Annotated in this window: 11 protein-coding genes and 1 pseudogene; 4 read left to right on the forward strand and 8 right to left on the reverse strand. The window is 67.0% G+C overall.

Annotated elements, in window-relative coordinates; genetic code table 11:
• Window positions 1-3: 3 nt before the first annotated feature.
• A complete protein-coding gene (locus AU185_RS04435) occupies window positions 4-1,215 on the forward strand; it encodes an NADH:flavin oxidoreductase (RefSeq protein WP_059102228.1) in 1,212 nt (403 codons plus the stop codon).
• On the opposite strand, the gene lipP1 is transcribed toward AU185_RS04435, so the two are convergent.
• From lipP1 to AU185_RS04470, 7 genes are all read right to left on the reverse strand, one after another.
• The gene (gene lipP1 / locus AU185_RS04440; protein WP_059102229.1) at window positions 1,170-2,120 is read right to left on the reverse strand and encodes a LipP1 family hormone-sensitive lipase; all 951 of its coding nucleotides are present in this window, start codon (window positions 2,118-2,120) and stop codon (window positions 1,170-1,172) included. The two genes, AU185_RS04435 and lipP1, sit on opposite strands and share 46 nt — an antisense overlap.
• On the reverse strand, window positions 2,117-2,956 hold the full coding sequence (locus AU185_RS04445) for an IclR family transcriptional regulator (protein WP_059102230.1): 840 nt from the start codon (window positions 2,954-2,956) through the stop codon (window positions 2,117-2,119). Before AU185_RS04445 ends, lipP1 begins: the two co-directional genes overlap by 4 nt.
• 140 nt (window positions 2,957-3,096) lie before the next feature.
• Entirely contained in the window at window positions 3,097-4,254 is a 1,158-nt protein-coding gene (locus AU185_RS04450; RefSeq protein WP_059102231.1) for a zinc-binding dehydrogenase, read from the reverse strand.
• 43 nt (window positions 4,255-4,297) lie between these two features.
• The gene (locus AU185_RS04455; protein WP_059102328.1) at window positions 4,298-5,758 is read right to left on the reverse strand and encodes an FAD-dependent oxidoreductase; all 1,461 of its coding nucleotides are present in this window, start codon (window positions 5,756-5,758) and stop codon (window positions 4,298-4,300) included.
• Window positions 5,755-6,663 carry a biphenyl-2,3-diol 1,2-dioxygenase gene (gene bphC / locus AU185_RS04460; protein ID WP_059102232.1) on the reverse strand — a complete coding sequence of 303 codons (909 nt, stop codon included), beginning with the start codon at window positions 6,661-6,663 and terminating at the stop codon, window positions 5,755-5,757. The genes AU185_RS04455 and bphC overlap by 4 nt, the downstream gene beginning before the upstream one ends.
• A 13-nt stretch (window positions 6,664-6,676) precedes the next feature.
• Window positions 6,677-7,858 (reverse strand): acyl-CoA dehydrogenase family protein, encoded by a 1,182-nt coding sequence (locus AU185_RS04465; protein ID WP_059102233.1) that lies wholly within the window; start codon window positions 7,856-7,858, stop codon window positions 6,677-6,679.
• Window positions 7,859-7,949: 91 nt separating this feature from the next.
• The gene (locus AU185_RS04470) at window positions 7,950-8,375 is read right to left on the reverse strand and encodes a 2Fe-2S iron-sulfur cluster-binding protein (protein WP_231740458.1); all 426 of its coding nucleotides are present in this window, start codon (window positions 8,373-8,375) and stop codon (window positions 7,950-7,952) included.
• Between the two features lie 19 nt (window positions 8,376-8,394).
• On the opposite strand from AU185_RS04470, the pseudogene AU185_RS04475 reads away from it, so the two are divergent.
• The 3 genes and pseudogenes from AU185_RS04475 (at window position 8,395) to AU185_RS04485 (ending at window position 11,647) form a co-directional block, all read left to right on the forward strand.
• Window positions 8,395-10,010: pseudogene (locus AU185_RS04475) on the forward strand (flavin-containing monooxygenase).
• Window positions 10,011-10,817 carry a mycofactocin-coupled SDR family oxidoreductase gene (locus AU185_RS04480; protein ID WP_059102234.1) on the forward strand — a complete coding sequence of 269 codons (807 nt, stop codon included), beginning with the start codon at window positions 10,011-10,013 and terminating at the stop codon, window positions 10,815-10,817. It begins immediately after the preceding pseudogene.
• The gene (locus tag AU185_RS04485; RefSeq protein WP_059102235.1) at window positions 10,814-11,647 is read left to right on the forward strand and encodes a mycofactocin-coupled SDR family oxidoreductase; all 834 of its coding nucleotides are present in this window, start codon (window positions 10,814-10,816) and stop codon (window positions 11,645-11,647) included. The genes AU185_RS04480 and AU185_RS04485 overlap by 4 nt, the downstream gene beginning before the upstream one ends.
• On the opposite strand, the gene AU185_RS04490 is transcribed toward AU185_RS04485, so the two are convergent.
• Window positions 11,648-12,520: an alpha/beta fold hydrolase gene (locus AU185_RS04490; protein ID WP_082683736.1), complete on the reverse strand. Its 873-nt coding sequence runs from the start codon at window positions 12,518-12,520 to the stop codon at window positions 11,648-11,650.
• Between the last annotated feature and the right edge of the window lie 15 nt (window positions 12,521-12,535).

Below are 12,535 nucleotides of genomic sequence, written 5' to 3' on the forward strand. Positions count from 1 at the left end.
GGCATGGATCCGTTCGCCCCTGCCCGGCTCGGGCCGGTGACTCTACGCAACCGCGTGATCAAAGCGGCGACGTCGGAGGGCCGCTCGCCTGACGGCCTGGTCACCGACGACCTGATCGACTTCCACGTCGCATTCGCCGAGGGTGGCGTCGGCATGACGACGGTCGCGTACTGCTGCGTGTCGAAGGAAGGCGCCAGCGCGCCCGGCCAGATCGTGATGACCGCGACGGCGCTGCCGGGCCTGCGCCGACTGGTCGACGCGGTGCACGGCGCCGGCGCGGCGATCTCTGCGCAACTAGGCCACGCGGGCGTCGTCGCGCAGAAAAGGCTCACCGGGGTCACCGCGGTGGCTCCCAGCCGGTTCGTCAACCCGACCTCGTTAGCGTATTGCCGCCAGATCACCCGCAACGAGATCGCCGCCGTCACGGAACAATTCGCACATGCGACACAGGTGGCGATCGATGCGGGGTTCGACGCCGTCGAACTTCATTTCGGCCATCTCTATCTGCCGAGCTCGTTCTTGAGCCCGTTGATCAACCGCCGTAACGACGGTTACGGCGGATCGATCGACAACCGGTCGCGGTTCGTGCGTGAGATCGCGGCGCGAGTGCGCGAGGTCGTGGGGGACCAGATCGCGGTCACCGCGAAGTTGAACATGGACGACGGCATGGCCGGCGGCATCTGGATCGACGAGGCCTTGCGCACAGTGCAGTTGCTCGACGGTGATGCCACCCTGGACGCCATCGAGCTCACTCAGGGTTCGTCGGTGTTCAAGCCGATGTATCTGTTTCGCGGTGACGTGCCGGTCAAGGAGTTCGCGAAAGTGATGCCGCAGGCACTGCGGCCGGGCGTCCGATTGGCGGGCAAGCGGGTCATGGGCAGCTATCCGTACCGCGATCTCTACATGCTCGAGGCGGCAAGGCAGTTCGTACCATTGGTCCGCCACACGAAACTGATTCTGTTGGGGGGCATCACGAACCGTGATCACGTGCAGACGGGGCTGCGCGAGGGGTTCGATTTTGTGGCCATGGGTCGAGCGCTACTGCGTGAGCCCGACCTCGTCAACACGATGATCGCCGATCCAGGTGCGCGCAGCCGGTGTACGCACAACAACAAGTGCATGGTCACGGTGTTCGGCCGCACCCATTGCGTGCTCGACCCCGAACAGCGTTACGGGGCGACCACCGTGCTGTCAGCTGAGCCGGCGAGCAGCTGAGCCAATTCCCGGCTGGCCCGTCGCCGGGCTTCATGCGCAATGTCCAGCATCGGCATCGTCATGAAGCCGTGGATGCCGCCGTCGAAGTCGCACCGCACCGTGCGAACGCCCGCGGCCCTCAGCGCATCGGCATACGCGACGCCTTCGTCGCGTAGCGGGTCGTGACCGGCGACGACCACCACCGCGGGCGGAAGCCCGGCGAGGTCGGCATGCAGCGGCGAGGCGTAGGGATGGGTACGGTCCGAATGCGACGGGACGTACTGGTCCCAGTACCACTGCAGCGCAGGCCGAGGGTTGTAGAAGCCCTTGCCGTACAAGCGATATGACTCGGTGTCGAAATCGGCGGCGATCACCGGATACAGCAGCAACTGACCCGCCAGCGCCGGCCCGCCGCGGTCACGCGCCATCAGCGCCGTCACGGCCGCCAGGTTGCCGCCCGCGCTGTCACCGCCGACGACGATCCGGCTCGCATCAGCACCGATCTCGGTCGCGTTGTCTGCCACCCATTGCGTCGCCGCGTAGAGATCGTCGGCCGCGGCGGGCCACCTGTGCTCCGGCGCCAACCGGTAGGCGACGGAGACGACCACGGCAGGAACGAGATTCGCGAGGCTTCGGCACAGCCCGTCGTGACTGTCAAGGTCGCAGAACACGAAACCCCCGCCGTGCGCATACACCACGACCGGTAACGGCACACCGGAAGACGGCCGGTAGATCCGCACCGCGATCGGGCCGTCACCGCCGGGGATCTCCAAGTCCTCCACTGCCCCAACCGGTTCAGGCTCAGCCGGCGCTACGAAGCGCGACCGGATTGCGGCACGCGCCTCGACGCCGGTCATCGTGTGAACGGGCGGGAACCCGGAATCCAGCGCCTCGATCAGCGGGGCGATCTGGGGGTCGAGACTCATGCGTACTGCAGCGCCCGTTCCCGGTCGGCCACCGGCCGCAACGCCGGCCCGCCACGGAGCGGCCGCGCCTGCTGAAGCGTCGGCGCCACCCGCTTCGGGCCGTCCTCGACATTGCGCCAGATGCCCATCGCGGTCATCCGCACCGGTGCCACCAGACGCTGGTCGAACGCCATCCTGTTCATCGGTCCGCATACCGACACCGCCGCGACCGCATCGTTCGGTCCTCCGATCGACGCTGCCACACAACCGAATCCGGCCAGCGACTCTTCCCGATCGAACGCGACCCCGTGCGCGCGCACCTTGGCCAGTTCCGTCGACAGTTGGGCCGCAGTGCTGATGGAGTAGCGGGTGCGCCGGTTCGAGAGGTCGACGCCGTCCCAGGCGTCGGAGTTGTAGGCCAGCATCGCCTTGCCGACGGCCGAACAGTGTGCCGGCTGGCGCCCACCCACACGGCTGGGGAGCGCGGCGCTCATCCGGTCGCCGATCTTCTCCAGGTACACGACGTCGGATCCGTCGAGGACCGCCAAGTGGACGACGAGGCCGGTCGCGCGGTGTAGATCGTGCAGCAGTGGGACCGCGGCGCGGTGCATCCGATCCTGGTGCACGGCCAGCGACCCCAGTTCCACCAGACGCATGCCCAGTTCGTAGTCTCGCCCGCTGCGGCGAAGCCAGCGCAGCTGCACCAAGCGCTCGAGCATGCGATGCGCCGAAGAGCGGGGCAGGCCGGTGCGCCGGACGATCTGGGCCAGCGTCAACCGGCCGGGACCGTCGAAAGCGTCGAGGACGAGGGATACGCGGTCGATCACTGCGCTGGGGGTTTCGACAGGCGGTGTCATGAGGCCTCCGGGCTGAGGAACGATAGGCACATTCCTAATAGGAATATGACTATTTGTAGCACAAATGTGCAGCCTGTCACATACCCGGCACAGGCATGTAACCGATCACAGCGCTGAGCTGGGGGTTTGCGAAGGACGTTCTAGGGGGCGCCGGCCGTGCTCGACGGATCGATGAGGATCTTTGCGTGAGCCTCGGCGGTCCCGAGCACCTCGAAGGCCCGAGTCACACCGTTCAGCCCAACGGTGCCGGTGACGAGCGCCGAGGCGTCCAGTTTGCCGTCGGCGAGCATGTGCAGCGTGTCGCGGAACTCCAGCGGCGTGTATCCGAACACGAACCGCATGTCGATCTCCTTACCGATCGCCATGGCGGGCCGAATCGCGTCTGTGCCCATGCACACCCCGACCACGACGACGCGGGTCTGCACGGGTACCGCGCCGACGATGCCGTCGATGATGCCGGGCACGCCGACACATTCGAAGACCACTGGACGCTTCGGGCTCGCAGCGCCGACAGCGTCGGCCATGCGGTAAAGGTGCGACCAACCGGGCAGTCGACGCAACTTTTCCATCGAGCCGACGCCCAGTTCATAAAGTTGTGGAGCCCGGGTGATGGCGCCGGACTGCTCGGTGGCGGCGTAGGGCGATTCGACGGCGGGATCCACCACGACGTGCGCACCGCAGCGTGACGCCATCTCGCGACGGGTGGTGGAGAAGTCGCTGGCGACGATCGTCTGCACGCCGAGCGACTTCAGGTGGCAGATCACCGCGAGTCCGACCGGTCCGCAGCCGATCACGACCGCGGTGTCGCGACGGCGAATGTCGCTGCGGCGCACGGCATGTAGCGCCACTGCCATCGGCTCGGTCAGCGCTGCGGTGTCCGCGTCCAGCCCGTTCGGGACGACGAAGCTCATCGCGGCCTCGGCGAGCACCTGCTCGGCGTAGCCGCCGGGCGCCAGCGGTGACAACCCGGTCAGGTGTACCCCGCCGGCTGCGCGCAACAACGGGAAGGAGACCACCGGCGTGCCGACCTTGAACTCCTTGGCAGCTCCTCGGCCGCGCTCGAGGACTTCGCCGCAGAACTCGTGGCCCAACACGACAGGCGTGTCCCCGCGCATGAAGTCGGGGTAGCCCATTTCGTCCATCACGCCGGTCAGTTCGTCGGCGTGGTCCTTCGCGTGCAGATCGGATCCGCAGATCCCGCATCGCCGCACCTCGAGCAACAGTTGCCCGCGTGCCGGTTGCGGTGTCGGTAGGTCCACGACCGACAGGCTCCCGTGCTCACAGCTGACGGCTCTCATCCCTGCATCCTCTCCCATGCGCCCGGCAGAGGACCCGCGAATCTCAGGCCTTCGCGGCGCTGCGTCCTGCGCGTCGGCCGTAGAAGCTGCCGTCGCCCAGCGAGATACCGCTCGCGTAGCCCCACGCCGCCAGCCCCGCGGAGCACCGTCCCGCGGCGAACAAACCGGCGATGGGTTCGCCGCTGACGTGGAGCACCTCACCGGCCAGTGAGGTCTGCAGCCCGCCGAGCGTGAATCCGCCGGTGCTGTCGCGCAGGTCGATCGCACCGACGGGTGATCCGATCGGACGAAGCCACTGCGCCTTCTTGTGCAGCAGCGGGTCCTCGCCCCGCGATGCGCCCGCGTTGTATGCCGCCACGGTCGCCTGCAACGAACCGGACGCCAGGCCGATCTCGGCTTCGAGGTCGGCGACGGTGTCGCACACCCAGGTGGCGGGACGCAGCATCAGTTGCGGCGACACTGACGCCATCGCTTCCTCCTGGGCATCGCCGTCGATGATCAGGTAAGCGGTGTTGTCCTGGTGGTAGAGCGTGAGTTGGCCGATGCGCCCGGGATATGTGTCCTCGGCGACGTAGCGTTGTCCACGAGCATTCACCAGAATCCCGCGCACCAACTGCTGCGGGTCGATGAAGATCGCGACCTCGGTCGCGTCCATGTGGGCGAGATCGGCGCCCAGCGCCTGCGCCATCCGGATCGCCTGACCGTCGTGCTGCTCGATCGACGCGGCGGGACGTCCGGCGATGCGCGGGGCGTACTGCGCGACCATCGCCTCGTTGTAGGCGAAGCTGCCCATGGCCAGCACCACACCGCGGCGCGCGCGGACCGCCACGTCCTCGCCGTAGCGTCGCGCGAAGACGCCGACCACGCGGCCGTCGGACTCGACGATCAACCGCTGCACCCGCACGTCGTACAGCGCCCGCGCTCCTGCGCCCGTGGCGGTTTCGACGAGTGGTTTCATCAGCATGTATCCGGCGCTGGACTCACCCTGCTTCTTGTTCGACATCTGCGGGACGTGCCCGCGCGGCGCCGGCGCGGCGATGGTGTTGAACGGGTAGGAGTTCTCGCCGCCGCTGAACATCAGACCCTGATCGCCCATCGGTTCCCAGCCGGGCTCGCCGAAGAACTCCGGCTTGAACACCACGCCGTTCTCGACCAGCCAGTCGAAATGGTCGAGACTGCCCTCGCAGTAGTCGGCGATGCGTTTCTCATCGGCACCCGGTCCCATCGCCACGTTGAGGAACGCTTGCATATTCTCGACGGAATCGTCGAAGCCGCATGCCTTTTGGATCGGGGTGCCGCCGCCGAGGTAGATGAAGCCGCCGGCCATCGACGCCGCGCCGCCCCACGACCCGGTTCGTTCGAGGACCAGCACGTCGGCGCCGCGGCGGGTGGCCTCGACCGCCGCGGCCGCTCCGGCGATTCCGAATCCGGCGATGACGACGTCGGCCTCGTCGTCCCAGCAAGCGATCTCCGACGCCGGCAGGGGAGTGACGTCGTTGGTCATGGCCGCATGGCCGCCGGCAGGTCTGACACCCATTCGTGGCCCCAGTAGCTGTCGGCGGTGATTTCCTCAGCGGTGTAGTAGGTTTCGTCGACGCGCATGCCGTCGGTGCCGAACTCGATGTCCCAGTCGCCGGGAGCGCGCACGTAGAACGACACCATCTTGTCGTTGGTGTGCCTGCCCAGCGTCGAGGACAACTGGAAACCGTCCTTGTTCACCCGGTCCAGCGCCTGGCCGACGGCGTCGAGACTGTCGACCTCCACCATGAGATGGATCAGGCCGGGGTCGCGCAGCGTCATCGCCGGGCAGACCGCCAGGCTGTGGTGGCGCTCGTTGATCCCGAGGAACCGCACGCGAATCGGTCCGAACTCCGGCGGCGCCGGAACCCGGAAGGCGCCGCGGGACTTGAAGCCCAGAACCTCCGTATAGAACCGGAATAGCCCCGGCACGTCGAGAGCGGGCAGCACCACGTGGCCGAGGCCCTGGGCGCCTGTGACGAACCGGGCGCCGAAAGGCGTGACGACGGGACTGTGGTCCAGCACGGCTCCGTGAAAGACCTCGGTCGACGTGCCGGCGGGATCGTCGAACGCGATGACCTCCTCGACGCGCCGCGCATCGGCCTCTTCGAGCGACAGTTCCTTGACCGCCACACCCGCGCCGTCGAGGGTGGCCTTGACCCGCGTCAGCGCGGCGTGGTCGCGCACTTCCCAACCGACAGTGACGATCTTGTCGACGTCGCCGGGCACGACGATGATGCGGGCCGCACGCTCGTCCATGCGCAGGTACAACGCGTCGCCCTCAGGGCCGGAACCCTCGGCGAAGCCGAGCACCTTGAACGCGAAATGGCGCCAGCGCTCGATGTCGGTCGCCTGAACCTCCACGTAGCCAAGGCTTTTCAGATCGCTCATCGGCGCGGCCTTTCTAGATCAACGCCCGCAGCGGGCCTTCGGGATCCACGCCCAGCGAACTCAGTGCCGACGCGTGGTAAATAGTGCCTGGTGCGTGGATCGCGTGGGCTTGGCCGACGTGCACGTCGCGCCAATACCGTTGTAGCGGCTTGTCCATGCGCGCGGCGTTACCGCCGGAGCGGGCGAAGATCTCGTCGACCGCCGAGACGGCGCGCCACACCGCCCGTACCTGCGTGCGGCGTCCCGCGGCACGGTCAGCGAAGCTCACTTCCTTGCCCGTGGCGACGATGTCGTAGATGCGATCGACGTTGGCCAACAGCTCCTGACGCGCGGCGTTGATGTCCGCGGCGGCCTCGCCGATCGCGTACATGACGTAGGGATCGTCCTTGATCGCCACCCCGGTGGCGTTGACACGCTCGCGCTGGTAATCCAGGTGCGCGGCCAGGGCGCCCTCGGCGATGCCGATGGTCGCCGAGGAGATACCCAACGGGAACATTGTCGACCACGGCATCAGGTACAACGGTTCGGTCATGCCGGCTTCGCGTTGGGCGGTTCCGTCCATCACCTTCGTGGCGTCCATCGTGCGGTATTCCGGTACGAAGGCGTCGCGCACGATGACGTCCTTGGAACCCGTACCGCGCAGGCCCACCACGTTCCAGGAGTCCTCGACGATCTCGTAGTCCGAGCGCGGCAGGATCATGTGCAGCATCTGCGGCGGCATCAACGGCTTACCGTCGGTGTCACCGAGCATCGCGCCCAGGATGATCCAGTCACACGCGTCGGTGCCGGAACTGAACTGCCATCGGCCGTTGAAGAGATAGCCGCCGTCGACCGGCTTCGCGACGCCCTGTGGGGCATATGGAGATGCCATCCAGGTGTCGATGTCGTCGGCCCAGACTTCCTCGCCCACCCGCGGGTCGGCATAGGCCAGTTGATACGGGTGCACCCCCACCACGCCGTTGACCCAACCCGCCGCGGGGTCCAGCGCCGCGGTGGCCATCACCGTCTCGGCGAACTCGCGCGGGTGGACCTCATAGCCGCCATGCTTCTTCGGCTGCAGCAGCCGGATGGAACCGACGGACTTCATCGACTTGACCGTGGCGTCGGTCAGCCGCCCGATCTTCTCGGCCTCAACGGCCTGCTCCTTGAACTGGTCGGCCAGTTCCATCACCCGGTCGAGTACGCGCTCGGTCATGCTGATGTCCTAACTGTGTGGGCGTGATTCATGGTTACCGCAGACGGCGTCCGTAGGGGGCCGAATCCCGGTCAGCGGACGAGAATCGGCGTCAATACTCGATCTGGACCTCGTCGCTCACCGGGCGGGCCTGGCAGCCCAGGATGAGGCCGTCGGCGAGATCGGCGGGTTCGAGAATGTCGCAGGTCTCCATGTCGACCTTGCCGGACACCACGGTCGCGACGCACGACCCGCAGTGGCCCTCACGACACGAGTGCGGCGCGTCGATGCCCGCATCGAGCAGCACGTCGATGAGCGTCCTGTCGCGCGGCCATCGCAGGTAGTGGCGAGCGCCGTCCAGGTCCACGGCGACGGTCGCATCGACACCGGTATCGACTGGCGTGTCGCATGCTTCGGCTTGTGGCATGAGGCGATCCTGGCCGACCCACCATGCCCAGTCGACCTGCACTTCCATTGGCCGGAACACGGTGATCGCGAACGTCCGGTCAACGGGAAGCCAGCCCGCCAGCGGCGTCACTAGGACCTACCGTGACGGCGTGAGCATCTCGGGTGAACAGACCGTCGTCGACGCGGTCGTGGTCGGTGCGGGGTTCGCGGGGCTGTACGCGTTGCACAGGCTGCGCTCGCAGGGACTGTCGGTGCGGCTCTTCGAAGCGGCTCCGGAGATAGGCGGAACCTGGTACTACAACCGCTACCCGGGCGCGCGGTGCGACGTCGAGAGCGTTGACTACTGCTACTCGTTCGCCACCGAACTCGAGCAGGAGTGGGACTGGTCGGAGAAGTACGCGACCCAGGCCGAGATCCTGCGGTACATGAACTGGGTGGCCGACAGGCTCGGTCTGCGCGACGGCATCACGCTCAACACGAGGGTTGTCTCCGCGGTCCTCGACGAGGACACCTTGCGGTGGACCGTGACGACGGACGGCGGCGAGGCGGTCACCGCCCGGTTCTGCATCATGGCGACCGGCCCGCTGTCGGCCGCGCTGACACCTGATTTTCCCGGCCTTGACGACTTCGCCGGCGAGCTGTCCCACACCGCGCACTGGCCTCACGAGCCCGTCGACTTCACCGGGAAACGGGTCGCCGTGATCGGGACGGGATCCTCTGGCATCCAGTCGATTCCGATCATCGCCGAGCAGGCCGCACAGCTCTACGTGTTCCAGCGCACGCCCAACTACAGTGTGCCGGCGGGAAACAAGCCGCTGACCGACGAGGACCGCGCGCAGATCAAGGCGACCTACGGCGAGCGCCGTCGGCTGTCGTGGCGCAGCGGCGGGGGCTCGCCACACATCGCACACCCGAAGCTGACGATGGAGGCCACGCCCGACGAGCGCAGGGTCGCGTTCGAGAAGCGCTGGGAACTGGGTGGCGTGCTGTTCTCGAAGACCTTCAGCGATCAGATGACCGACATGGCGGCCAACGAGGAGGCCCGCAAGTTCTATGAGGAGAAGGTTCGCGCGGTCATTGCCGATCCCGACGTCGCCGACCTGCTGATCCCCACCGATCACCCGATCGGCACAAAACGAATCTGCACCGACACCAACTATTTTCAAACGTTCAACAAGCCGCACGTGAAGCTGGTCAGCGTCCGCGAGACACCCATCGTGTCGATCGACGCCAGCGGCATCAACACCTCCGACTCCCATTACGACCTGGACGCCATCGTGCTCGCCACGGGTTTCGACGCGATGACCGGCGCTCTGGCCAAGATCGACATCGTCGGGCGCGACGGGAAGACGCTGCGCGACGACTGGGGCGATGGGCCTCGCACCTATCTGGGGCTCTGCGTCGACGGGTTCCCGAACCTCTTCCTGGTGTCGGGACCGGGCGCACCCGCTGTGCTGGCCAACATGGTTCTGCACGCCGAGGCCCACATCAACTGGATCGCCGACGCGATCACCCACCTCGACGAGTACGGATACGCGCGCTCGAGGCGACCCCCGAGGCGGTAGACAACTGGGTGGCGGAACTCAACCGTCGCGCCGAGGCCACGTTGTTCACCAAGGCCAACTCTTGGTACATGGGCGCCAATGTGCCCGGCAAGCCACGGGTTTTCATGCTGTTCCTCGGTGGCTTCGGGGCGTACCTCGATATCTGCAACGAGGTGGCGACCGCCGGCTACAAGGGGTTCAGCCTCCTGGGGGCGCAATAGATGTCGGGTCTTGCCGAGAAGGTCGTCGTCGTCACCGGTGCGGCCAGGGGCACCGGGCGCGTGCACTGTGAACGGTTCGCCGAGGAGGGCGCCGACGTCATCGCCGTCGACACGCAAGCCAACGTCGAGGACCTCGAAACCACCGCAGCAGAAGTGCAGCGGCGCGGACGCCGATGTGCGGTCGCTGTGGCCGACGTCCGCGACCTGGCCGGCCTGGAGTCCGCGGTGCGCGACGGGGTGGCACGCCTGGGCCGCCTGGATGTCGTCATCGCCAACGCCGGCATTCACACCGCCGGAGCGCCGGCGTGGGAGTTGACCGAGGACACCTGGCACCACACGCTCGATGTCAACTTGACCGGGGTGTGGCACACCGTGCGTGCTTGCCTGCCGCACATCGGCGAGACCGGCGGATCGATCGTGATCATCAGCTCCACCAACGGTTTACGTGGTACGGCCAACACCGCTCATTACACGGCGAGCAAGCATGCGATTGTGGGCCTGGCGCGCACGCTCGCCAACGAACTCGGGCCCCGCGGCATCCGGGTGAACACCGTCCATCCGGGCGCGGTCGCCACGCCGATGGTGCTCAACCACGCGACGTTCAAGCGACTGCGGCCCGACCTTGCCGACCCGACCGCCGCCGACGCCGCGGAGGTGCTGGCCGCGCGCAACCTGCTGCCGGTGCCGTGGGTCGAACCTGTCGATGTCGCCAACGCGGTGGTCTTCCTCGCCTCCGACGAGGCGCGCTACATCACCGGCACCCAGATCGTCGTCGACGCCGGGCTGACGCAGAAGACGACGGCATGACAGGACGATTGGCGGACAAGGTCGCGCTGATCACCGGCGCTGCCCGGGGTATCGGCCGGGCCCAGGCGGTGCGGTTCTCGGCCGAGGGCGCCGACGTGATCGCGCTCGACGTCTGCGGTCCCGTCGACACGGTCGTCGTGCCCTCGGCGACTCCGGCCGACCTGGAAGAAACGGCGCGCCTGGTCCGCGCCAACGGTCGCAACATCGTCACCGGCATCGTGGACGTGCGTGACTCCGAGGAATTACAGGAGGCCACCGACCGAGGCGTCGCCGAGCTTGGCGGCCTCGATATCGTCTGCGCGACAGCGGGAATCACGTCGCGCGGGATGGCGGCCGAGCTCACCGAGGCGGCCTGGCAGACGATGCTCGACGTGAACCTGTCCGGTGTGTGGCGGACCTGCAAGGTCGCCGTTCCACACCTCATCCGTAGAGGATCCGGATCGGTCATCTTGGTGAGTTCCATTGCGGGGCTGCGCGGATTGGTCGGTGTCGTTCACTACACCGCGGCCAAGCACGGTGTCGTCGGGTTGATGCGCAGTCTGGCCAACGACCTGGCTCCGTACGGCATCCGAGTCAACTCGGTGCATCCGACCAACGTGGACACACCGATGATCCAGAACGACGCGGTGGCAACTGCATTTCGTCCGGACCTCGACCGGCCGCCCACCCGAGAGGAGTTCGCGCAAGCCGCCCGGACGATGAACATGCTGGACATCCCGTGGGTCGACCCCATCGACGTCGCGAACGCCAGCCTTTTCCTTGCTTCCGATGAGGCCCGCTACGTCACCGCCGCGACCCTGCCGGTGGACGCCGGAGCGACGCAGCGATAGTCACGGACGGGCCAGGAAGCCGAGCACGGTGCTCTCAAACGCCTCCTTGGCCTCGATCATGGCCCAGTGTCCGCAATTCGGGAACACGTGCAGTTCGGCGTTGGGGAGGGTGCGCATCGGGATCAGTGCCATGTCAAGGGGACTGACGCGGTCGTCGCGTCCCCACGTCAGCAGTGTGGGGGCGGCGACTCTGTGCATCTGAGCCCACGGCATCGGGGCGTCGCTGCTGCGCATGAACGCCATCATCTGCGCGAAAGCCGCCTTGCCGTACATGCGCCGGGCGGCCGCTAGCGTCTCCGGGTCGGTCGCGAGTTGCCACCGCTCCTCGATCAGCTGCTCGGTGACCAGCGACTGGTCGTAGACCATGGAGTTGAGCCAGTCGACGAGCCGCTGCCGGGTCGGGTCCTCGGTGAACTCCTGCAGGAGTCGAATGCCTTCGCTGGGGCCGGGACTGAAGATGTTCGTGCCTATACCGCCGATGGTCACCAGCTTGCCGATACGGTCGGGATTGTTGATCGCGAAGTTGATTCCGACGCCGCCGCCCATGGAATTGCCCACGATGTCGACGCGATCGATTCCCATCGCATCGAGGAACGGCACCACGGCACCCTGAGCGGTGACCATCGGATGACCGCCGAAATCGTCGCTGACCCCGAATCCCGGGAACTCGAGGATCAGACACCGGAAGCGCTCGGCGAAGGTGGGGAGCACGGCGCGGAAATTGCGCCAACCGGTGACACCGGGGCCGGAGCCGTGGAGAAACAGCAGAACGGGTCCCTTACCCACGTCGTAGTAGCGAAGCACGCCGGAGGGCGTCGGCACCTCGCGCAGATCGTTTTCGACTCGGGAGGTGAAGGCGGCGGTGTCGGTCACGATGTCAGCCTGCCA

The sequence above is a fragment of the Mycobacterium sp. GA-0227b genome (assembly GCF_001499855.1).
In the GTDB taxonomy this organism is placed as follows: domain Bacteria; phylum Actinomycetota; class Actinomycetes; order Mycobacteriales; family Mycobacteriaceae; genus Mycobacterium.